17 protein-coding genes are annotated in these 21,548 nt (G+C 72.6%); 8 read left to right on the top strand and 9 right to left on the bottom strand.

Annotated elements, in window-relative coordinates; translation table 11 throughout:
- Nucleotides 1-16 precede the first annotated feature (16 nt).
- The 3 genes from glyA (at nucleotide 17) to DC008_RS24500 (ending at nucleotide 3,404) form a co-directional block, all read left to right on the top strand.
- Entirely contained in the window at nucleotides 17-1,294 is a 1,278-nt protein-coding gene (gene glyA / locus DC008_RS24510; protein ID WP_108708801.1) for a serine hydroxymethyltransferase, read from the top strand.
- Nucleotides 1,295-1,387: 93 nt separating this feature from the next.
- A complete protein-coding gene (locus DC008_RS24505) occupies nucleotides 1,388-2,755 on the top strand; it encodes an L-serine ammonia-lyase (RefSeq protein ID WP_108708800.1) in 1,368 nt (455 codons plus the stop codon).
- A 91-nt stretch (nucleotides 2,756-2,846) separates the two neighbouring features.
- Nucleotides 2,847-3,404, top strand: a complete 558-nt coding sequence (locus tag DC008_RS24500) for a glycoside hydrolase family 25 protein (protein ID WP_108708799.1) — start codon at nucleotides 2,847-2,849, stop codon at nucleotides 3,402-3,404.
- 41 nt (nucleotides 3,405-3,445) lie between these two features.
- Here the strand turns inward: DC008_RS24500 and DC008_RS24495 are convergent, their stop codons facing one another.
- From DC008_RS24495 to DC008_RS24475, 5 genes are all read right to left on the bottom strand, one after another.
- Nucleotides 3,446-3,664, bottom strand: a complete 219-nt coding sequence (locus tag DC008_RS24495) for an EF-hand domain-containing protein (RefSeq protein WP_055624358.1) — start codon at nucleotides 3,662-3,664, stop codon at nucleotides 3,446-3,448.
- A gap of 97 nt (nucleotides 3,665-3,761) precedes the next feature.
- Complete coding sequence (locus tag DC008_RS24490) at nucleotides 3,762-4,265, bottom strand: ATP-binding protein (protein ID WP_108708798.1); 504 nt, start codon at nucleotides 4,263-4,265, stop codon at nucleotides 3,762-3,764.
- A gap of 294 nt (nucleotides 4,266-4,559) precedes the next feature.
- Nucleotides 4,560-5,327 carry an enoyl-CoA hydratase/isomerase family protein gene (locus DC008_RS24485; protein WP_055624360.1) on the bottom strand — a complete coding sequence of 256 codons (768 nt, stop codon included), beginning with the start codon at nucleotides 5,325-5,327 and terminating at the stop codon, nucleotides 4,560-4,562.
- A gap of 125 nt (nucleotides 5,328-5,452) precedes the next feature.
- Nucleotides 5,453-6,694 carry a L,D-transpeptidase gene (locus DC008_RS24480; RefSeq protein WP_108708797.1) on the bottom strand — a complete coding sequence of 414 codons (1,242 nt, stop codon included), beginning with the start codon at nucleotides 6,692-6,694 and terminating at the stop codon, nucleotides 5,453-5,455.
- A gap of 179 nt (nucleotides 6,695-6,873) precedes the next feature.
- Nucleotides 6,874-8,121, bottom strand: a complete 1,248-nt coding sequence (locus DC008_RS24475) for a L,D-transpeptidase (RefSeq protein ID WP_108708796.1) — start codon at nucleotides 8,119-8,121, stop codon at nucleotides 6,874-6,876.
- 157 nt (nucleotides 8,122-8,278) lie between these two features.
- On the opposite strand from DC008_RS24475, the gene glgX reads away from it, so the two are divergent.
- Nucleotides 8,279-10,531 (top strand): glycogen debranching protein GlgX, encoded by a 2,253-nt coding sequence (gene glgX, locus DC008_RS24470; RefSeq protein WP_108708795.1) that lies wholly within the window; start codon nucleotides 8,279-8,281, stop codon nucleotides 10,529-10,531.
- On the opposite strand, the gene DC008_RS24465 is transcribed toward glgX, so the two are convergent.
- From DC008_RS24465 to DC008_RS24450, 4 genes are read right to left on the bottom strand one after another with little or no spacing between them, the layout of a single operon-like run.
- A complete protein-coding gene (locus tag DC008_RS24465) occupies nucleotides 10,532-11,188 on the bottom strand; it encodes a response regulator (RefSeq protein WP_108708794.1) in 657 nt (218 codons plus the stop codon).
- The gene (locus tag DC008_RS24460; protein WP_108708793.1) at nucleotides 11,178-12,434 is read right to left on the bottom strand and encodes a sensor histidine kinase; all 1,257 of its coding nucleotides are present in this window, start codon (nucleotides 12,432-12,434) and stop codon (nucleotides 11,178-11,180) included. Before DC008_RS24460 ends, DC008_RS24465 begins: the two co-directional genes overlap by 11 nt.
- 25 nt (nucleotides 12,435-12,459) lie before the next feature.
- The gene (locus tag DC008_RS24455; protein WP_108708792.1) at nucleotides 12,460-13,194 is read right to left on the bottom strand and encodes an ABC transporter permease; all 735 of its coding nucleotides are present in this window, start codon (nucleotides 13,192-13,194) and stop codon (nucleotides 12,460-12,462) included.
- Nucleotides 13,191-14,093 (bottom strand): ABC transporter ATP-binding protein, encoded by a 903-nt coding sequence (locus tag DC008_RS24450; RefSeq protein WP_108708791.1) that lies wholly within the window; start codon nucleotides 14,091-14,093, stop codon nucleotides 13,191-13,193. Before DC008_RS24450 ends, DC008_RS24455 begins: the two co-directional genes overlap by 4 nt.
- A 207-nt stretch (nucleotides 14,094-14,300) precedes the next feature.
- Between DC008_RS24450 and DC008_RS24445 the strand changes: the two genes are divergently transcribed.
- The 4 genes from DC008_RS24445 to DC008_RS24430 are packed head-to-tail and all read left to right on the top strand — an operon-like array spanning nucleotide 14,301 to nucleotide 21,469.
- Nucleotides 14,301-16,085 (top strand): ABC transporter ATP-binding protein, encoded by a 1,785-nt coding sequence (locus DC008_RS24445; protein ID WP_108708790.1) that lies wholly within the window; start codon nucleotides 14,301-14,303, stop codon nucleotides 16,083-16,085.
- Nucleotides 16,082-17,932, top strand: a complete 1,851-nt coding sequence (locus DC008_RS24440) for an ABC transporter ATP-binding protein (protein ID WP_108708789.1) — start codon at nucleotides 16,082-16,084, stop codon at nucleotides 17,930-17,932. Before DC008_RS24445 ends, DC008_RS24440 begins: the two co-directional genes overlap by 4 nt.
- A gap of 40 nt (nucleotides 17,933-17,972) precedes the next feature.
- The gene (locus DC008_RS24435) at nucleotides 17,973-19,694 is read left to right on the top strand and encodes an ABC transporter ATP-binding protein (RefSeq protein ID WP_108708788.1); all 1,722 of its coding nucleotides are present in this window, start codon (nucleotides 17,973-17,975) and stop codon (nucleotides 19,692-19,694) included.
- On the top strand, nucleotides 19,691-21,469 hold the full coding sequence (locus tag DC008_RS24430) for an ABC transporter ATP-binding protein (RefSeq protein ID WP_108708787.1): 1,779 nt from the start codon (nucleotides 19,691-19,693) through the stop codon (nucleotides 21,467-21,469). Before DC008_RS24435 ends, DC008_RS24430 begins: the two co-directional genes overlap by 4 nt.
- Nucleotides 21,470-21,548 lie beyond the last annotated feature (79 nt).

Raw genomic sequence — 21,548 nt, 5'->3', positions numbered from 1 at the left:
GGAGCCCGTACCCCCCATGTCTGAGAACTCCCTTCTGAACACGCCCCTGCACGAGCTGGACCCGGCGGTCGCCGCGGCGCTCGACGCCGAGCTGGAGCGTCAGCAGTCCACCCTCGAGATGATCGCGTCGGAGAACTTCGCCCCGGTCGCCGTCATGGAGGCGCAGGGCTCGGTCCTGACGAACAAGTACGCCGAGGGCTACCCCGGCCGGCGCTACTACGGCGGCTGCGAGCACGTCGACGTCGCCGAGCAGATCGCCATCGACCGGGTGAAGGAGCTGTTCGGCGCCGAGTACGCCAATGTCCAGCCGCACTCGGGCGCCTCGGCCAACCAGGCGGCGCTGTTCGCGCTGGCCCAGCCCGGCGACACCATCCTGGGCCTGGACCTGGCGCACGGCGGCCACCTCACCCACGGGATGCGGCTGAACTTCTCCGGCAAGCAGTTCCAGGTGGTCGCGTACCACGTGGACCCGGAGAGCGGTCTGGTCGACATGGACGAGGTGGAGCGCCTCGCCAAGGAGCACCGCCCGAAGGTGATCATCGCGGGCTGGTCGGCGTACCCGCGCCAGCTGGACTTCGCGGCCTTCCGCCGGATCGCCGACGAGACCGGCGCCTACCTGTGGGTGGACATGGCCCACTTCGCGGGCCTGGTCGCGGCGGGGCTGCACCCCAACCCGGTGCCGCACGCCGACGTGGTCACCTCCACCACCCACAAGACGCTCGGCGGGCCGCGCGGCGGGATCATCCTGGCGCGCAGCAAGGAGTTCGCGAAGAAGCTGAACTCCTCCGTCTTCCCGGGCTTCCAGGGCGGTCCGCTGGAGCACGTGATCGCCGCCAAGGCGGTCTCGTTCAAGGTCGCCGCCTCCGAGGAGTTCAAGGAGCGCCAGCGCCGCACGGTCGAGGGCGCCCGCATCCTCGCGGACCGGCTGACCGCCGAGGACGCCCGCGCGGCCGGGGTGAACGTGCTGTCCGGCGGCACGGACGTGCACCTCATCCTGGTCGACCTGCGGGAGTCCGAGCTGGACGGGCAGCAGGCCGAGGACCGCCTCCACGAGGTGGGGATCACGGTCAACCGCAACGCGGTGCCGGACGACCCGCGGCCGCCGATGGTGACCTCCGGGCTGCGCATCGGCACCCCGGCGCTGGCCACGCGCGGTTTCACCGCCGAGGACTTCACCGAGGTCGCGGACGTGATCGCCGAGACGCTGAAGCCGTCGTACGACGCCGCGGCGCTCAAGGCCCGGGTGAAGGCGCTGGCCGACAAGCACCCGCTCTACGCCGGTCTGAACAAGTAGGACCGTCGTCACTCTCCCGGGGCGTCCCGCACACTCGAAGGTGCGGGGCACCCCGGGAAAGCCCCCCGCACCACCCCGCACCGAGGAGTTTCCGTGGCCATATCGGTCTTCGACCTGTTCTCGATCGGCATCGGCCCGTCCAGCTCCCACACGGTGGGTCCGATGCGGGCGGCCCGTATGTTCGCGCGCCGGCTGCGCAACGAGGGCGTCCTGGAGTCCGTCACCGCCGTACGGGCCGAGCTGTACGGCTCGCTCGGCGCGACCGGGCACGGCCACGGCACCCCGAAGGCGGTGCTGCTCGGCCTGGAGGGCGACTCCCCGCGCACCGTGGACGTCGAGTCCGCCGACGGACGGGTGGAGTCGATCAAGCAGTCCGGCCGGCTGCGGTTGCTCGGCGAGCACGAGATCGCCTTCTCCTTCGACGACGACCTGGTCCTGCACCGCCGCAAGGCCCTCCCCTACCACGCGAACGGCATGACCCTGTGGGCGTTCGACGCCCAGGGCGGGGAGCTGCTGACGAAGACGTACTACTCGGTGGGCGGCGGTTTCGTCGTCGACGAGGACGCGGTCGGCGAGGACCGGATCAAGCTCGACGACACCGTCCTGAAGTACCCCTTCCGCACGGGCGACGAGCTGCTGCGCCTGACCCGGGAGACGGGCCTGTCGATCTCGGCGCTGATGCTGGAGAACGAGCGGGCCTGGCGCACCGAGGAGGAGATCCGCGAGGGCCTGCTGGAGATCTGGCGGGTGATGCGGGAGTGCGTGTCGCGGGGCATGTCCCGGGAGGGCATCCTGCCGGGCGGTCTGAAGGTCCGCCGGCGGGCCGCGAACACCGCGCGCAAGCTGCGCTCCGAGGGCGACGCGAAGGCCCTGGCCATGGAGTGGATCACGCTCTACGCGATGGCCGTGAACGAGGAGAACGCCGCCGGCGGACGGGTGGTCACCGCCCCGACGAACGGCGCGGCGGGCATCATCCCGGCCGTCCTGCACTACTACATCAACTTCGTGCCGGGCGCCGACGAGGAGGGCGTGGTCCGCTTCCTGCTGGCCGCGGGCGCGATCGGCATGCTCTTCAAGGAGAACGCCTCGATCTCCGGCGCCGAGGTCGGCTGCCAGGGCGAGGTCGGCTCGGCCTGCTCGATGGCGGCGGGCGCGCTCGCGGAGGTGCTGGGCGGCTCCCCGGAGCAGGTGGAGAACGCCGCCGAGATCGGCATGGAGCACAACCTGGGCCTCACCTGCGACCCGGTCGGGGGCCTCGTGCAGATCCCCTGCATCGAGCGCAACGGCATGGCGGCCGTGAAGGCGGTCACGGCCGCCCGGATGGCGATGCGCGGCGACGGCTCGCACAAGGTGTCCCTGGACAAGGTCATCAAGACGATGAAGGACACGGGCGCCGACATGTCCGTCAAGTACAAGGAGACGGCGCGGGGCGGGCTCGCCGTGAACATCATCGAATGTTGACGATTCCACGTCCATGACGCGTCAGCCGTGCCACGGTGGGGCATAAGCCAGGTCAACTCCTGTCCCCCCACGGCACTCAGGGAGTCCCCCCATGCTGCGCGGCATCGACGTGAGCGCGTACCAGTCCTCGTCCTACGACACCGACGGTCTCTCCTTCGTCTTCGTCAAGGCGACGGAGGGCCGCTCGTACGTCAACCCCAAGCTCTCCGCCCAGACGAAGCGGGCCCGTGACGCGGGTCTGGTCGTCGGCTTCTACCACTTCCTGTGGCCGGGCAACCTGACCGCCCAGGCCGACTACTTCCTGAAGAAGGCGCCGGAGAAGGCGGGTGACGTCCTCGCCGTCGACTGGGAGACCACCGGCGACGGCACGCACGCGAGCAACGCGGAGAAGGACCGGTTCATCCGCATCCTGCGCGAGAAGCGGCCGGACAACCGGGTCGTGCTCTACTGCAACCGCCATTACTGGCTGAACGTCGACACCACGTCGTACGCCGGTGACGGCCTCTGGATCGCCGACTATGTGACGGCGGGCAAGCCCCGCATCCAGGCGAAGTGGCGGTTCCACCAGTACACGGACGACCCGCTGGACAAGAACGTCGCGAACTTCTCCAGCAAGGCGGCGCTGCGGGACTGGGCCGAGGACGCCTGAAGGGGCGCCTTCCCGGAGGAGGGCGCCCCTTCGGCGGGGTCCTACTTGCTCAGGAAGGCCCAGAACTCGTCGAACGACAGCACCTTGTCGCCGTTGAGGTCGCGGCTCTTGATGATGGCCTCGGCGACGGCCTCGGTGACGTTCCAGTCCCCGCCCTGGGCGAGGGCGGTCTTGAACTCGGCGGCGGTGATGGTGCCGTCGCCGTCCGCATCGATGCGCTCGAACTGCTTGCGTGCTTCCTCGATGTCGATGTGCGCCACCGGTCCGCCCCTCTACTCGCGTGTACTCGCGTCAAGTCGTGTCGTGCTGGCTTTTTGCCGCAGGTCAGATTATCCGTTCGCGGGAGGGGGGCGGCCCTCAGCGTTCGGTGACCCTCATCTCGAACCAGGTGGTCTTGCCGCGGGGCAGGAGATCCACGCCCCAGCGGTCGGCGAGCTTGTCGACGAGGAACAGGCCCCGGCCGCTGACGTCCATCTCCTGAACGGGCATCAGACAGGGCAGCCCGCGCGAGGGGTCGCGGACCTCGATCCGGATCCAGCCGCGGCGGCGGCGCATCCGTAAGCCGAAGACGCGGGCGCCGGTGTGGCGGACGGCGTTGCCGACGAGTTCGGAGACGAGGAGCACGGCGTCCTCGGCCATCTTGGGGCTCAGCGCCCAGTGCCGCAGGACGATCACCTGGGTCAGCCGGCGCGCGGTGGCGGCGGACTCGGGGCGGGACGGCAGCGGAACTTCGGCCTCCGTGGGATTGCCGAACAACTCCAGCGCCTTCGCGGCAGTTTCGTCCTCGACCGCCGGCGACCAGCGCGCCGCGGTCGCACGGCTGTGTCCCCGCGGCTGTTCGATACCCTCCAGCCCCGCCATGCCCCCATCATGGCGGCCCGCGGGGCTCTCCGGGGCCGTTCCGGAGGAATACACCCCCCGGAAGCGGTCATTCCGCTGCACTCGATCGGCATATGCCACCGGCAGTTCGGAACCGTCCACAGCCCCGCTGAGCTGCGGCGGAGCCCCCTCCGGCGGCCTTCGCCGGGCTCCCTCGACAAGGCAGGCTTAAGGCTGGCTTAAGGCTCCCATAATCCGCCCCATCGGGGGATCCGGGTCAGACACGGTGTCAATTGCAAGGGGTACGGCGGACTTTCACCGGACCGCCGCGAGCCGTCAGAGGAACTTGGCCTTGCCCGGGCCCTCCTCGACGAAGCTACGCATGCCGCGTTCGCGATCCTCGGTCGCGAACAGGCCCGCGAACCAGTTCCGCTCGATGGCGAGGCCCGTCTCGATGTCCGTCTCCAGGCCGGCGTCGATGGACTCCTTGGCCGCGCGCAGCGCGATCGCCGGGCCCTGCGCCAGCTTCGCCGCCCAGGCGTGCGCCTCGGCGTAGACCTGGTCCGCCGCCACCACCCGGTCCACCAGGCCGAGTTCACGGGCCTCGTCGGCCTTGACCATCCGGCCGGTGAAGATCAGGTCCTTGGCCTTCGACGGGCCGACCAGACGGGCCAGCCGCTGGGTGCCGCCCGCGCCCGGGATCAGGCCGAGCAGGATCTCGGGCTGGCCCAGCTTCGCGTTGTCCGCGGCGATGCGGAAGTCCGCGCACAGGGCCAGCTCGCAGCCGCCGCCGAGCGCGTACCCGGTCACCGCGGCCACCACGGGCTTGGGGATCCGGGCCACCGCCGTGAACGACTCCTGCAGGGCGCGGGCGCGCAGGACCATCGCCGTGTGGTCCATGGCCTGCATCTCCTTGATGTCCGCGCCGGCCGCGAACACCTTCTCCCCGCCGTAGATCACCACGGCCCGCACGTCGTCACGGCGGCCGGCCTCCTCGGCGAGCTCCTTGAGCCGGTCCTGGGTGGCGACGTCCAGCGCGTTCATCGGCGGCCGGTCGAGACGGAGGGTACCGACGCCTTCGGCGACTTCGAGATTCACGGTCATGCGAGCAGGTTAACGGGGGCTAACCCGGGGCGGAGGGGTGCGGTCGGTCACATCTCCGGGCGGAGAACGCGAACGGCCCCGGTGCGGGTGCGCACCGGGGCCGTCAGGCCGTCACCAGGCGGGCGTTACGCCTTCCACTTCTCCCAGGACATGTTCCAGCCGTTGAGGCCGTTGTCCGGGGCGACCGTGGCGTCGGCGGAGTTCTTCACGACCACGACGTCACCGATCATCGAGCGGTTGTAGAACCAGGCGGCCGGGGCGTTCTTGTCCCAGGCGCCCTTGACGTCGCGCAGTCCGACACAGCCGTGGCTGGCGTTGGTGTTGCCGAAGGCGCCGCTCGCCCAGTAGTTGCCGTGGATGAAGGTGCCGGAGTCGGTGAGGCGGATGGCGTGCGGCACGTCCTTGATGTCGTATTCGCCCTCGTAGCCGACCGTGTCGCCGTTCATCCGGGTCTGGACGAACTTCTCGGTCATGACCATCTGGCCGTTCCAGGTCTCGTAGCCGGGCGCGCCGGTGGTGACCGGGATGGTCCTGATGACCTTGCCCTCGCGCGTGACCTTCATCTTCTTCGTCTTCACGTCGACGTAGGAGACCTGGTTGCGGCCGATGGTGAAGGTGATCTTCTTGTCCTGCTTGCCGTAGACGCCGTCGCGGCCCTCGACACCGTCGAGGTTCAGGTCGACGGTGACCTTGGTGCCGGCCTTCCAGTACTTCTCGGGCCGGAAGTCCAGGCGGTCGTTGCCGAACCAGTGACCGGCGACCTCGACGGCCGGCTCGGTCGTGATCCTCACGGCCTTCTCGACGTCGTCGGGGTTGGTGATGCCCCGGTCGAAGCGGAGGGAGAACGGCATGCCGACCCCGACCTCGGAGCCGTCCTCGGGGGTGAACCGGCCGAGGAAGGTGGCCTTCGGGGTGAGCGTGGTGAAGTCGGAGTCCTGTGTGGTCTCGACGCCCTCGGTGTCCTTGGCGACCGCGTGCACCGTGTACTTGGTCGAGGCGGCGAGATGCGCGGACGGCGTCCAGGTGGCGCCGTCGCCGGATATCTCGCCGTCGATCTTGTTGCCCTTGCCGTCCTTCACCTCGACGGCGGTCAGCTTGCCCTTGGCCGCGGTGACCTTCAGCTCGCCGCTGGTGTCGACGGCCTTGGCCCCGTCCTTCGGGGCTATGGTCACCTGCGCGCGGGACTTGCGGACCTCGGCCTGCGAGGAGTCCCCGCCCTTGGCGGTGTCACCGCCCGAGTCCGATCCGCCGCCGCCCCCGCACGCGGTGACGGCCAGCAGCAGCACTCCGGCGAGTGCCGCCATGCCCTTGCGTCCGCGCCGCGCGCGTGCGTCAACCGACGCCCCCGATATCGGCCGCACGTTCAATTCCGTGTCCCTCCCCCGGGCCTTTCCGGCCCCATTCCCCCGCGCGTCCACCGCGCTCACCGGCGCATATTAACCACAAGGTCAGGTCGTGGACGTCGGTGCTTCTGTCACCGTTTCGTTCCAACATCGCCGGGCGGGCGGCACGGCCCCCCGTCGCTCCACCCGGCGGCGTCGTGCGGCTACTTGACGGCGGTCCCCGCCTTCCAGTCCGTCCAGCCCATGTTCCAGCCGCCGAGGCCGTTGTCCGGGGCCACCCGCTTGTCGTTGCTGTGCACGACCTCGACGACGTCCCCGATGAGGCTGCGGTCGAAGAACCAGCCCGCGGGGGTGTCGGAGCCGCCGCCCTTGACGTCCCGCAGGCCCACGCATCCATGGCTGACGTTGGCGCTCCCGAAGACGGAGGGGTCCGCCCAGTAGTTGCCGTGCAGGAACGTGCCCGAGTCGGTCAGGCGCATGGCGTGCGGGACGTCGGGGATGTCGTACTCGCCCTTGCCGTCGGCCTTCTTGAAACCGACGGTGGCGCCGTTCATCCGGGTCAGCTCGAGCATCTCGGTGACGACCATCTTGCCGTTGTAGGTGGTGGTCTTCGGCGCGCCCGCGGTGATGGGCACGGTCGTCAGCAGGGCGCCGTCGCGCCGCACCTCCATGGTGTGCCGGGCCGCGTCGACGACGGAGACCTGGTGCCGGCCGACGGTGAAGGAGAACGTCTTGCGCTGCAGGCCGTACACGCCGGGCGCCCCCTCGACGTCCCGCAGGTCCAGGGCGACGGTGACCTGCGTGCCGGGTTTCCAGTAGTGCTCGGGGCGGAAGTCCAGGCGGGTCGCGCCGAACCAGTGCGGGCGGATCTCCACGGCCGGTTCGGCGGTGACCCGGACCGCGCGCTCCACGGCGGCCCTGCGGGCGATCGCGCGGTTGAACTTCAGGGACACGATCATCCCGGTGCCGACGGTCGAGCGGTCCTCGGGGGTGACGTAGCCGATGAACCGCTTGTCGGGGACGTACGTGGTGAACGTCGTGTGCCGTGCGCTGCGGCGCCCGTGGCCGTCGAGGGCCACCGCGTCGACCGTGTACCGGGCGGCCAGGGCGAGCCTGGGTTCGTCCGGCTCCCAGCGCAGGCCGTCCTTGGAGATGCGGCCGGGCACCGGGGTCTCCTCGGCGTCCTGCGACCGCACCACCCGCACGGACTCCAGGCGCCCGCTGCGCACCCGGACCAGCAGCCGGTCGTCGGGGGACGCGCCCTCGGCCTTGTCCTCGGGCGTCACCCGGATGACGTCCTCGGGCGCCGGTGCCTTGTCCAGCATCCGGCCGAGCCCGGCCCGGTCGCCGTCCTCGGTGCAGCCGGCCACACCGGCCAGCAGCCCCGCCCATGTCAGTACGGCGGCCACGACGGCCACCGCGCGCCGCGCGCGCCCTTGTACGTGCCTCACGAAGACCCCAACGACGGGGGCGGCCCTGGGGAAACGTGAGTGCGAGCTACGCGCTGGGCAGAACAGTGGGGAGACGACGCGACGGGGAGCCGCGGCACGGGACGGCCGCGGCCCCTTTCCCTACGCGTGTGGTCCCTGAGCCGTGGGAGGCCGTCAGGTGTCGAGCGCAGCCGAGCAGGAGGCGGTGGCCGGGGCGGTCGCCGCTGAGGAGGGGCGCCCGGCCGTGCTGAACGGGGCGCGCGGCAGGGCCCCGGGGGTCCCCGTGCGGCCGGGGGCGCCGGTGCCGCTCGGCGCCCGCTTCCGGGTCGGGCCGGACGGGGTGGCGGGCACCAACTTCGCGCTGTGGGCGGGCGGGGCGGAGGCCGTGGAGCTGTGCCTGTTCGACGAGCGGGGCAAGGAGACCCGCGCCAAGCTGACCGAACTGACGCATGAGATCTGGCACGGCTTCGTACCGGGCGTGATGCCCGGCCAGCGCTACGGCTACCGGGTGCACGGCCGCTGGGACCCGTGGACCGGCGCCCGCTGGAACCCGGCGAAGCTGCTCCTCGACCCGTACGCGCGCGCGGTGGACGGCGACTTCACCCTGCCGCCCGAGGTGTACGGGCACGTCCGGGACTGGCCGCAGCAGCATGTCGCGGACACCGTGCGCGACGAGCGGGACTCGGCGCCGTACGTCCCCAAGGGCGTGGTCGTGCACGACGACGCGCCCGACGACGAGTGGCAGGACGACCGCCGCCCCAAGACGCCGTGGGCCGACTCGGTCATCTACGAGCTGCATGTGCGCGGCTTCACCAAGCTGCACCCCGGCATTCCCGAGGAGCTGCGCGGCACCTACGCCGGGCTGGCGCACCCCGCGGCGATCGAGCACTTGGCGAAACTGGGGGTGACGGCGGTGGAGCTGCTGCCGGTGCACCAGTTCGCGCACGAGGACCATCTGCTGCGCCGCGGTCTGCGCAACTACTGGGGCTACAACTCGATCGGCTACTTCGCCCCGCACGCCGCGTACGCCGCCTCGGGGACGACCGGCCAGCAGGTCGGGGAGTTCCGGCGGATGGTGCGCGCCCTGCACGCGGCCGGGATCGAGGTCATCCTCGACGTCGTCTACAACCACACGGCGGAGGCGGGCGAGCTGGGCCCGACGCTGTCGCTGAAGGGCGTCGACAACCGCGGCTACTACCGGCTGCAGGCGGACGCCCGCCGCTACGCCGACTACACGGGCTGCGGGAACACCCTGCACGTCGTCCAGCCGCAGGTGCTGCGGCTCATCACCGACTCGCTGCGGTACTGGGTGACGGAGATGGGCGTGGACGGCTTCCGGTTCGACCTGGCCGCCGCGCTGGCCCGCTCGATGCACGACGTCGACATGCTGTCGCCGTTCCTCGCCGTGATCGCGCAGGACCCGGTGCTGCGGCGGGTGAAACTGATCGCGGAGCCGTGGGACATCGGCTCGGGCGGCTACCAGGTGGGTGCCTTCCCTCCCCTGTGGACGGAGTGGAACGACCGCTACCGGGACGCAGTGCGGGACTTCTGGCGCGGTGCCCTGCCGGATGTGCGGGACCTCGGGTACCGGCTGTCGGGGTCGAGCGACCTGTACGCGTGGGGCGGGCGCAGGCCGTACGCGTCGGTGAACTTCGTGACCGCGCACGACGGCTTCACCCTGCGGGACATGGTGAGTTACGAGCACAAGCACAACGAGGCGAACGGCGAGGGCAACCGGGACGGCTCCAACGACAACCGGTCCTGGAACTGCGGCGCCGAGGGCGGGACGGACGACGAGGACGTCCTGGCCCTGCGCCGCCGCCAGCTGCGGAACCTGCTGTCCACGCTGCTGCTGTCGACGGGCGTGCCGATGCTGGTCGCGGGCGACGAGATGGGGCGCACCCAGCGCGGCAACAACAACGCCTACTGCCAGGACAACGAGATCAGCTGGCTGGACTGGGCGCTGCTGGAGGAGCCGGGCTGGAAGGCGCTGTTCGAGCTGACCTCGCGGCTGATCGCGCTGCGCCACCGGCACCCGGTGCTGCGCCGGAGGGCGTTCTTCTCGGGCCGGCCGCACTCGGCCGACGGACTGCGGGACCTGGCCTGGTTCACCGCGCGCGGCACCGAGATGACGGAGGCCGACTGGTACGCGCCGGCCGCGACGCTGGGCATGTATCTGTCCGGGCGGGACATCCCGGGCCGGGACGAGCGGGGTGCGCAGATCGTCGACGACAGCTTCCTCGTGGTCCTGCACACCGGGCACCGGCCGGTGGACTTCGTGCTGCCGGGGACGCCGTGGGCGCGGCGGTACGAGGTGGTCGTCGACACCTCCCGGGAGGAGCAGGCACGGGAGCCGGGCGCGGAGCATCCGGCCGGCACGGAGATCAGCGTGCCGGGACGGACCGTGCTGCTGCTGCGGGTGGCGGGCTGATCAGCCCAGGATGCCGCGCTCGTAGGCCGTCGCGACCGCCGCCGCGCGGTCGTTGACGCCGAGCTTGGCGTACAGATGGGTGAGGTGCGTCTTCACGGTCGCCTCGCTGATGAACAGCTCGCGGGCGATCTCCCGGTTGGAGGTGCCCCGGGCGACCAGCGCGAGGACCTCGCGCTCGCGGGCCGAGAGCGGCTCGTCGCGCTCCCTCCTCGGGGCGCGCACGGCGGAGACCAGCCGGGAGGCGACGGCGGGCGAGAGGACCGTACGGCCCTCGGCTGCGGCCCGGACCGCGGTGAACAGCTCGTCGCGCGGGGCGTCCTTGAGCAGATAGCCGGTGGCGCCCGCCTCGATCGCGGGGATGGTGTCGGTGTCGGTGTCGTAGGTGGTCAGGACGAGGATGCGGGCGCGGGCGCCGGTGCGGGTGAGGTGGGCGATGGCCTTGACCCCGCCGCCGCCCGGCATGCGCAGGTCCATCAGGATCACGTCGGGGTCGAGGGCGGTGGCCCGCTCCACGGCCTCCTCGCCGCTCGCCGCCTCACCGAGCACGGTGAAGCCGGGCTCGGACGCGAACATGCCGCGCAGACCGTCCCGGACGACGGGGTGGTCGTCGACGATCAGCAGGGTGATGGGGGACGACGTCCCGGTCTCACGGCTCATGGCGGACCAACGGTACGCGAGCCGACAGGGCCGTGCCGCGCCCCGGTTCGGACTCCACGGCCAGACAGCCGGCGATGCGCTCGGCGCGGGCGCGCATCCCGGGGAGGCCGAACCCACCGGTGCGGCTGCGCTCCGGCAGGGCACCGGGGTCGAAGCCGCGGCCGTCGTCGCGGATGTCGAGGATGACCTCGTCGCCGAGGAAGGTGAGGGTGACGCCGACCCGGGTGGCGGCCGCGTGCCGGGCGGTGTTGGACAGGGCCTCCTGGGCGATCCGCAGCAGGGTCGCGGACAGCTCGTCGTGGAGGTGCTCGGTGGTGCCGGTGACGGTGAAGTCGGCGCGCGTGCCGGTGCGTTCGGACCACTCGGCGACCGTGCCCTTGAGGGCCTGCGGCAGGCCGTCGTGCTCCAGGGCGACGGGGGCGAGGTTGTGCACCGAGCGGCGGGCCTCGCCGAGGCTGTGCCGGGCGAGCGCGGAGGCGCGGTCCAGGTGGGTTCGGGCGGTGGCCAGGTCGGAGGCGCTCGCGACGACCTGGAGCTGGGCGATGATGCCGGTCAGGCCCTGCGCGATGGTGTCGTGGATCTCGGCGGCGAGACGGCGGCGCTCGTCGGCGACGCCCGCCTCCCGCGCCTGAACGAGCAACTGGCTGTGCAGCGCGGCGTTCTCCGCGAGGGCCTGGTGCAACGCCGTGTTGGTGCGCTCCAGTTCCGCGATGGTATCGGCGCGGGCGCGGGAACGCTCCTCCTGCTGGGTGGTGAGATGCCCGACGACGATGAGGAGGACGCTGTTGACCATGACGAGCCCGGCGAACACCAGCCACTGCACGGGCCGGTGGAACGGCAGCCCGCCCGCCTGGGAGCCGGAGACGGTGACCGCGCAGGCGAACGGCCCGGCCCAGCGCAGCCGCCGCCCCCGCATCAGCTCCTCGGCGTCGAAGTAGCCGGCGGCCGCGTAGAACGCGAAGAACGGGTTGAGCCAGGTCAGCGCGAAGCCGAGGGCCCAGCGCACCGCGTAGTACACGGTCCCTGCGGTGGACGGGCCTGCCCTGGTGCGGCTCGCGCGGCCCCACCACAGCTGGAGCGCGAAGCCGGCGGCGACCAGGGCTCCGGTCGCCACCCGCTCCCCCGCGGCGGGCGTCAGTTCGGCGGTGGCCAGCGCCAGCAGTGTGGCGACGGCGAGGAGGACGTACGGGCCCCTGGCGCGGATCGCCTGCCAGCGCCGCTCGATGTCCCGGTCCGACAGGGTCATGGCACCAGTCTGCACGGCGGGTCTCCTACTCCCAGCGGAACCAGCGCGCGGCCGCCGCCGACAGCAGCACCGCCCAGCCGGCCATGACACCGAGGTGGGACCAGGCGGGCCAGTCGCCGGCCGTGGCGTCGCCGAGGGCCTGGGCGGCGGCCCCGAACGGCGTGAGGACCACGATGTCCGCCAGCAGGTCCGGCATGGACGGCACCGGCAGCCAGACGCCCGCGCAGAACAGCGTCGGGAAGAACACCGCCGTGCCGATCGCGCCCGCGATCTTCACCGTGCGGGAGACCGCCGCGATCACCGAGCCGAGCGCGAGCGCGGCGAGGACGGCGAGGAGCAGCGCCATGAGATAGCCGAACGGCTGGCGGGGCAGGTGAACGTCGCACACGAGCCGTCCGACGGTGAGCGTCACCAGGGCGGAGAGCACCGCGGCGAGCGCGTGCACCAGCATCTGCGCGGACAGCAGCGCCGAAGGCCGGACCGGGGTGGTGGCCATACGGCGCAGGACGCCGTGCTCCCGGTAGCCGGTGAGGCCGGCCGGCATGGCCTGCACCCCGGCGACGATCATGCCGACGAGCACGGTGACCGGGACATAGGTGTCGACGACGCGCAGCCCGCCGAGCCCGTCCTGGGGTTCGCGGAACGCGGGGACGGCGCCCAGGATCACCAGCAGCAGCGGCGGGAACGCGAGGATCCAGAAGAGGCTGCCCGGTTCGCGGGCGAGCAGCCGGGCCTCGGTGCGCAGGACGGCGGTGTTCATGAGGGGGTCTCCGTGAGGTCCAGGTAGGCGTCGTCCAGGGTGGCGTCGCCGACGCGCAGTTGGTGGGCGGTGACGCGGTGCCGGGCGAGCAGGCTGATGACGGCGTTCACCGTCTCGTCGCCGCCGGTGAGGGTGATCCGGCCGTCCTTGTGGCTGATGGACGCCAGTCGGGGCAGCGCGTTCAGCTCGCGTTCGTCCAGCGGCGCGGACGGGGTGAAGGCGATGACCGTGGCGCCGGCGGAGCGGCGGATGAGGTCGGCGGGTGTGCCGAGGGCGGCGATCCGGCCCTGGTCGATCACGGCGACGCGGTCGCAGAGCCGCTGCGCCTCCTCCATGAAGTGGGTGACGAGCAGGACGGTCACCCCGCTGTCCCGGATCTCCTCGATGAGCCGCCAGGTGTCACGGCGGGCCCGGGGGTCGAGGCCGGTGGTCAGTTCGTCGAGGACGACGACACGCGGGTTCCCGACGAGGGCGAGCGCGATGAACAGGCGCTGCTTCTGCCCGCCGGAGAGCTTGCCGAACCGGGTGTCGAGCCGGTCGGCGAGGCCCAGACGGCCGGCGAGCGGACGCCAGTCGGCGGGTGCCGGGTGCAGGGCCGCGTACAGGCGCAGGGCCTCGCCCACGGTGAGCTTCTCCTGCAGGCGGCCCTCCTGGAGCTGGGCGCCGAGGACGTGGGTGACCCGGTCGTGGTCGGCGACGGGGTCGAGGCCGGTGACCCGCACCCGGCCGGCGTCGGGGACGCGCAGTCCCTCGACGCACTCGACGGTGGTGGTCTTCCCGGCGCCGTTCGGGCCGAGGATGCCGAAGATCTCGCCCTCCTCGACGGTGAAGGAGACGCCGTCGACGACGGGCCGGCCGCCGTAGGACTTGCGCAGATCGGTGACTTCGATGACGGGCATGCCCTCAGCGTGGCCGCGCCGGCCGGTCCCCGGTATCGGCCGTCGCGCTCGGAATCGCATCCCCCGATCGGATGATGCGCGGGGTACGACCTCGCCGCGCCGGTGTGTGCGGCCGGTCGAACGCGCAGGTCGTAGGACCGGGGACGGATGCGGGTCCGGCCAAAACTCGGTGGGCAGTGTCAGTGGCGATCCGTAGGCTCGCTGCTGATGGCCACTACACAGGAAACCCCAGGGAGCAGGTCCGACCGATCCGCCGTGCGCACGCTGCTGCGGCTGTGGCCGTATGTGCGGCCGGTGCGGGTGCGGTGGTTCACCGCCGCCGCCGTGGCCGTCGTCGCGTCCTGTCTGGCGCTGGTCATCCCCCTCGTCCTGAAGTGGATGGTGGACGGCCCCATCACCGAACGGGACCCGGCCGGGGTGTGGCTCGGCGCGCTGTTCCTGCTGCTGCTCGGCATAGGAGAGGCCCTGCTGTTCGGGCTGCGGCGGTGGCTGGTGGCGCGGCCGCTGGCCGGGGTCGAGGCGTCGATGCGGGCGGAGCTGTACCGGCATCTGCAGCGGCTGCCGGTGGCGTTCCACGACCGGTGGGCGTCGGGGCAGTTGCTGTCGCGCGGCACCACCGATCTGATGCTGGTGCGGATGTTCCTGGCGTTCCCGCTGACGTTCCTGCTGGTCAACAGCGTGACGATTCTGGCCGGCGTGGTCATCATGCTGGTCCAGGACGTCACGCTCGGGCTGGTGATCCTGGTGCCGGCGGTGCCGGTCATGGTCATGTGCGTGGTCTTCGAGAAGCGGTACGCGCTGGTGGCGCGGCGGGCGCAGGACCAGGTGGGCGATCTGACGACGCTCGTCGAGGAGAGCGTGCTCGGCATCCGGATCATCAAGGGGTTCGGGCGGCACCGCAGCCAGGCCCGGGCGTTCCGGGGGATGGCGCGGACGCTGCGCGGCACCGAGCTGCACAAGGCCAGGCTGCTGGCGACGATCTGGGCCGTCATCATCACGCTCCCCGAGCTGGCGATCGGCGCGGCCCTGGTGCTGGGCACGGTGCGGGTCGCCGACGGCGAGCTGTCGGCGGGCACCCTGGTGGCGTTCCTGTCGACGGCGCTCGCGCTGCGCTGGCCCGTGGACTCGATCGGCTTCCTGCTCGCGATGAGCCAGGAGGCGGCGACGGCAACCGAGCGGTACTTCGAGGTCATGGACGCGGCCCCCGAGAGCCGGGCGGTGGCCGAGGCCGGGGCGGACCGCGCCGACCGCGGGCTGCGCTTCGAGGGGGTGCGGTTCCGCTACCCGGACGCCCCCGAGGACTCCCCGCCCGTCCTGGACCGTATCGATCTGCACATCCGGCCCGGCGAGTCCCTGGCGCTGGTCGGCGCGACGGGCAGCGGCAAGACGACGCTGACGGCCCTGGTGCCCCGGCTGTACGAGCTGACGGCCGGGCGGATCACCCTGGACGGCAAGGACGTCGCGGCCATGCCCCGCGAGGAGCTGCGCGCGCTGGTGGCGGTCGCCTTCGAGGAGCCCACGCTGTTCTCCGCGAGCGTCGCGGACAACGTTCTCATGGGGACCGCCGCGGACGCCGGTGAGCCGGAGCTGGAGCGGGCCCTCGCGGTCGCGCAGGCCGGCTTCGCGCACGACCTGCCGCACGGCACCGCGACCCAGGTCGGCGAGCAGGGGCTGAGCCTGTCCGGCGGCCAGCGCCAGCGGCTCGCGCTGGCCCGGGCGGTGGTGGGCCGCCCCCGCTTCCTCGTGCTGGACGACCCGCTGTCCGCCCTGGACGTGCACACCGAGTCGCTGGTCGAGGCGGCCCTGCGGGACGTCCTCGCGGACACCACCGCCCTGATCGTCGCGCACCGCCCGTCGACGGTCCTGCTCGCGGACCGGGTGGCCCTGCTGTCCGAGGGCCGGATCGCGGCCGTCGGCACCCATCACGAACTGCTGCGGGACAACGCCGAGTACGCGTATCTCATGGCCGGAGCAGAGGAGGCCGCCCGATGACGGCGACGACCGCGAAGCCGGGCACCGGCCGGCCCGACGAGCGGCCCGGGACCCGGGACGAGCAGTTCGACCAGGACGCCCTGCCCTCGCCGCCGGGCGCCACGGCCGCGCTGCTGCGGTCCCTGCTGGCCCCCATGAAGGCCCGGGTGGTGCTGACCACGCTGTTGCTGCTGCTCCAGCAGGCGGCCGTGCAGGCGGGGCCGCTGCTGGTGGCGTACGCCATCGACTCGGCGGTGCCCGCGTTCCGGCGCGACGACCTGGGGCCGCTGATCGCGGTCGCCGCCGGCTATCTGCTGTGCTCGGTGGCCTCCGGCGGACTGCAGTACGCGTTCTTCCGGGTGTCCGCCCGCGTCAACCAGGACGTGCTGCTCGATCTGCGGGGCCGTATCTTCCGTCACGCGCAGGCACTGAGCCTCGACTTCCACGAGCGCTACACCTCGGGCCGGCTGATCTCCCGCTCCACCACGGACGTCGAGTCGCTGCGCGAACTGCTCGACGAGGGCCTGCAGGAACTCGTCACCGTGGTCCTGTCGTTCGTCTACATCTCGGCGATGCTGCTGTGGCTGGACCTCGGGCTCGGCGCGGTGGCCGTGGCCTCCTTCGTGCCGCTGTACCTGCTGGTGCGGTCCTACCGGCGTCGGGCCGCGCGCGTGTACACGCAGCGGTCCACAGCGATCGCGGCCGTCATCGTGAAGTTCGTGGAGACGATGAACGGCATCCGCCCGGTGCGCGCGTTCCGCCGCGAGCGGGCCAACGACGCGGACTTCCGGGTCCTCAACCACCGGCACGAGCGCACCAACGGTGACGCCCTGCTGGAGATGGCCCGGTACGTCGTCGGATCCCGTCTGGTCGCCAACACGGCGGTCGCGGGGATCGTGCTGTGGGGCGCCTACCGGGTCGCGGGCGGCACCCTGGCCCTCGGTGTGCTGGCGGCGGCCGTGCTGTATCTGCGGCGGCTGTACGACCCGATCGACCGGCTCGGCATGTTCCTCAACTCGTACCAGTCGGCGGGCGCCTCCCTGGAGAAGATCGCCGGGCTGCTGGCCCAGACGCCGTCCGTGCCGGAGCCGTCCGCGCCGAAGGAGCTCCCGGCGAAGGCGGGCGGACAGCCCGGCCGCGAGGTCGTCTTCGACGGGGTCCGGTTCGCCTACCGCACCGGCGGCGAGGTGCTGCCCCGCTTCGACCTGACCCTGCCGGCCGGGCAGACCGTCGCCGTCGTGGGCTCCACGGGCGCCGGCAAGTCCACGCTGGCCAAGCTGCTCGCCCGGTTCTACGACCCGTCCGGCGGGCGGGTCCTGCTGGACGGCGTGGACCTGCGCGACCTGGCCGGGCCGGAGCTGCGGCGCGGGGTCGTGATGGTGACGCAGGAGGCGTTCCTGTTCTCCGGCACGGTCGCCGAGAACATCGCGATCGGGCGGCCGGACGCGACCCGTTCGGAGATCGAACGGGCGGCGAAGGCCATCGGGGCGCACGACTTCATCGCCGCGCTCCCCGAGGGCTACGACACCGACGTACGCAAGCGGGGCGGCCGTATCTCGGCGGGTCAGCGGCAACTCGTGGCGTTCGCACGCGCGTTGCTGGCCGATCCGGCGGTGCTGATCCTGGACGAGGCGACCAGTTCGCTGGACATCCCCGGGGAGCGTGCCGTGCAGCGCGCGATGTCGACGGTCCTGCGGGGCCGTACGGCCGTCGTCATCGCGCACCGGCTGTCCACGGTGGAGATCGCCGACCGGGTGCTGGTGATGGAGCACGGCAGAATCGTCGAGGACGGCACACCGGCCGAACTCATCGGCGGGACGGGACGGTTCGCGGATCTGCACCGGGCGTGGCGGGACAGCCTGGCGTGACGGACGGGCCATCGGGACGGCGGACGGGACACGGGGGACGATGATCGACGCGTACGGGGACCCGGGCGAGCCGGACCGCCGGGGCGGCTGGCGCTACCTGGGGTGGCTGGTCGGGAAGCAGCTGACGCGGTCCGTCGTCGGGGCGCTGATCTCCAGTGTGTGGATGGTGCTGCTGGCGGCCACCCCCTACCTGCTGTCGCGCGCCGTGGACGACGGGCTCGCGGACGGCGACCGGGGCGCGCTGCTGGGGTGGACGGCGGCGCTGTTCGGGGTGGGCGCGTTCAACGCCTGGCTGAGCATCATGCGGCACCGCACGATGACCCGGGTGCGGATGGACGCCAACTTCCGCACGGTCAAGGTGCTGGTCGACCACGCGGTGCGCCTCGGCGCCGCGCTGCCGCGCCGGGTCGGCGCCGGGGAGGTCGTCACCATCGGGGTGGGCGACGTGCAGACCATCAGCGGCTCCCTGACCGTCGTCGGGCCCGGGGTGGGCGCGGTCGTCGCCTATCTGGTGGTCGCCGGGCTGCTGGTGTCGGTGTCGGTGCCCATCGCGGTCGTGGTGCTGCTCGGGATGCCGCTCATCGGCGTGCTGGTCGGACCGCTGCTCGGACGGCTCCAGGGCGCCGAGACGGAGTACCGGGAGCTCCAGGGGGTGCTGACCGCCCGGATCACCGACCTGGCGGGCGGGCTGCGCGTCCTCAACGGCCTGGGCGGCAAGGGCCTGGTCGCGGACGCCTTCCAGAACGACTCGCGGCGGCTGCGGGCGCAGGGCTACCGGGTGGGCGCGGTGACCAGCTGGGTGCAGGCGCTCGGCGTCGGCCTGCCGACGCTGTTCCTGGCCGTGGTGACCTGGCTGGCGGCCCGGCTCGCCGCCCAGGGGTCGATCACGGTCGGCGAACTGGTGTCGGTCTACGGCTATGTCGCGGTGCTGGTGGGTCCGGTGGCGTTCTTCATCGAGTGCGGCTACCAGGTCAGCCGGGGCGTGGTGGCGGCGCGGCGCGTCGTGCGGTTCCTGCGCCTGGAGCCGATGGAGGACACCGGCACCCGGGACGCGCCCGCCGAGCCGGCGCCGCTGTACGACCCGGAGTCGGGGGTGCGGGTCCTGCCGGGCCGGCTGACGGCGCTGGCCGGGGCGCGGCCCGCCGACGCGGCGGCCGTCGTCGACCGCCTCGGCCGGTTCGCTCCGTCGGCGGCTACCTGGGGCGGCGTCCCGCTGGCCGAGATCCCGGCGGCGCGGGTGCGGGAACGCGTCCTGGTGGCCGACCACGAGGCGGACCTGTTCGCGGGCCCGCTGCGGGAGCTGGTGTCCGGGCACACCGACCGGGACGAGGCGGCGATCGCCCGGGCTCTGCGCACGGCGGTCGCGGAGGACGTCGTGCGGGGACTGCCGGACGGCCTGGACTCCCCGGTCGACGCGCGGAGCCGCAACCTGTCCGGCGGCCAGCGCCAGCGGGTCCGTCTGGTGCGCGCGCTGCTGGCCGACCCGGAGGTGCTGCTGGCGGTCGAGCCGACGTCGGCGCTGGACGCGCACACGGAGGCGCGGGTCGCCGAGCGGCTGCGCGCCGACCGCGCCGGCCGCACCACCGTCGTCACGACGACGTCCCCTCTCGTCCTGGACCGCGCGGACGTCGTGCACTACCTGGTCGACGGCAAGGTGGCGGCCACCGGGACGCACCGGGGCCTGCTGGAGTACGAACCCGGTTACCGGTCCCTGGTGGCGCGGGACGAGGACGCGGCGGACGCCGAGGAGGTCGTGCGGTGACGGACGGACAACACGCTCGGAAGTCCCGGCGCGGGGCCCTTCCGGTGGCCGGGCCCCAGGACGTCCGCCGGGCCACCGCCCGCCTGGTCCGCTCCGACGCCCGCGCCTTCACCGCCGTGCTCGCCCTGAACGCGGCCGCCGCGCTCGCCGGTCTGGCGGCGCCCTGGCTGCTCGGCCGGATCGTCGACGAGGTCCGGGCCGGCTCCGGGGTGTCGGCCGTGGACCGGCTGGCCCTGGCCATCCTGGTGGCGGCGCTGACGCAGGTGCTGCTGGCCCGCTGGGCCCGTTACGTCGGCCACCGCTTCGGCGAACGCACCCTCGCCCGGGTCCGCGAGGAGTACGTCCGCCGTACGCTCGCGCTGCCCGCGTCGGTCGTGGAGCGGGCCGGCACCGGCGACCTGACGGCGCGCGGCACCACGGACGTGACCGCCGTCGGCACCACCCTGCGGGACGCGGGGCCGGAACTGCTCATCAACGGCGTGCAGGTGCTGTTCCTGCTGGTCGCGGTGTTCGTGCTGGACCCCCTGTTCGGCGCCTGCGGGCTGCTCGGCCTGGTCGTGCTGTGGCCGGTGCTGCGCTGGTATCTGCGCCGGGCCCGGGCGGGCTATCTCGCGGAGGGCGCGGCCAACTCGGACGTGGCCGAGATCCTCGCGGCCACCGCCTCCGGCGCCCGTACCGTGGAGGCGCTGCGGCTGGAGGGGCGACGGGTGGCGGCGAGCCGGGAGGCGCTGGACGTCTCGCGCCGCGCCCGGCTGTACACGCTGTTCCTGCGCACGGTGTTCTTCCCGGCGGTCGAGATCGCCTATCTGGTGCCGGTGGTGACGGTCCTGCTGGTCGGCGGGGCGCTGCACGCGCGCGGCGCGATCAGCCTGGGCACGGTGGTCGCGGCGGCGCTGTACCTCCAGCAGATGGTCAACCCGCTGGACGAGATCCTGATGCGGGTGGAGCAACTGCAGAGCAGCGGCGCCTCGTTCGCCCGCGTGGAGGGGCTGGCCCGCGCCCCGCAGGCGGCGGACACGGCCGGCCCGGTCCCCGAGGGCGACCGGATCGACGTGACCGGCGTGCGCTACGCCTACGACCGGGGCGGCGAGGTCCTCGGCGGAGTCGATCTGGCCGTGCGGCCCGGCGAACGCCTCGCGATCGTCGGCCCGTCGGGCGCCGGGAAGTCGACGCTGAGCCGGCTGCTCGCGGGTGTGGACGCGCCCACCGCCGGCGCGGTGACGGTCGGCGGGGTGCCCGTGGCCGGGCTCGACCCGGAGCGGCTGCGCCGTCAGGTCGTCCTGGTGACCCAGGAGCACCACGTCTTCCTGGGCACGGTCCGCGACAACCTCCGGATCGCCGAGCCGTCCGCGTCCGACGAGACTCTGTGGGCCGCGCTCACCGCGGTCGGCGCCGACCCCTGGGTGCGGGAGCTGCCCGCGGGGCTGGACACCCCGCTCGGCGACGGAGGCACCCCCACGGACGGCTCGCAGGCCCAGCAGCTCGCCCTGGCCCGCGTGGTGCTGGCCGACCCGCACACCCTGATCCTCGACGAGGCCACGGCCCTGCTCGACCCGACGACCGCCCGGCACACCGAGCGGGCCCTCGCGGCGGTGCTGCGCGGCCGTACGGTCGTCGCCGTCGCCCACCGGCTGCACACCGCGCACGACGCCGACCGCGTGGCCGTGATGGAGGGTGGTCTGCTCACCGAGCTGGGCACGCACGAGGAGCTGGTCGCGGCGGGCGGGGCGTACGCGGCGCTGTGGCGGTCCTGGCACGGCGAGCGGCCCGCCTGACGCCGGGCTCCCTTCAACGCGCCCCGGGCCCCGAATCCTAGGGCGCATGATCGGAAGATTTATGCTCGGCGGGGTACTA

The sequence above is a fragment of the Streptomyces nigra genome, assembly GCF_003074055.1.
Lineage (GTDB): Bacteria > Actinomycetota > Actinomycetes > Streptomycetales > Streptomycetaceae > Streptomyces > Streptomyces nigra.
The sequence above is the reverse complement of the archived record's forward strand: the minus strand, read 5'-3'. Positions and strand labels throughout refer to the sequence as shown.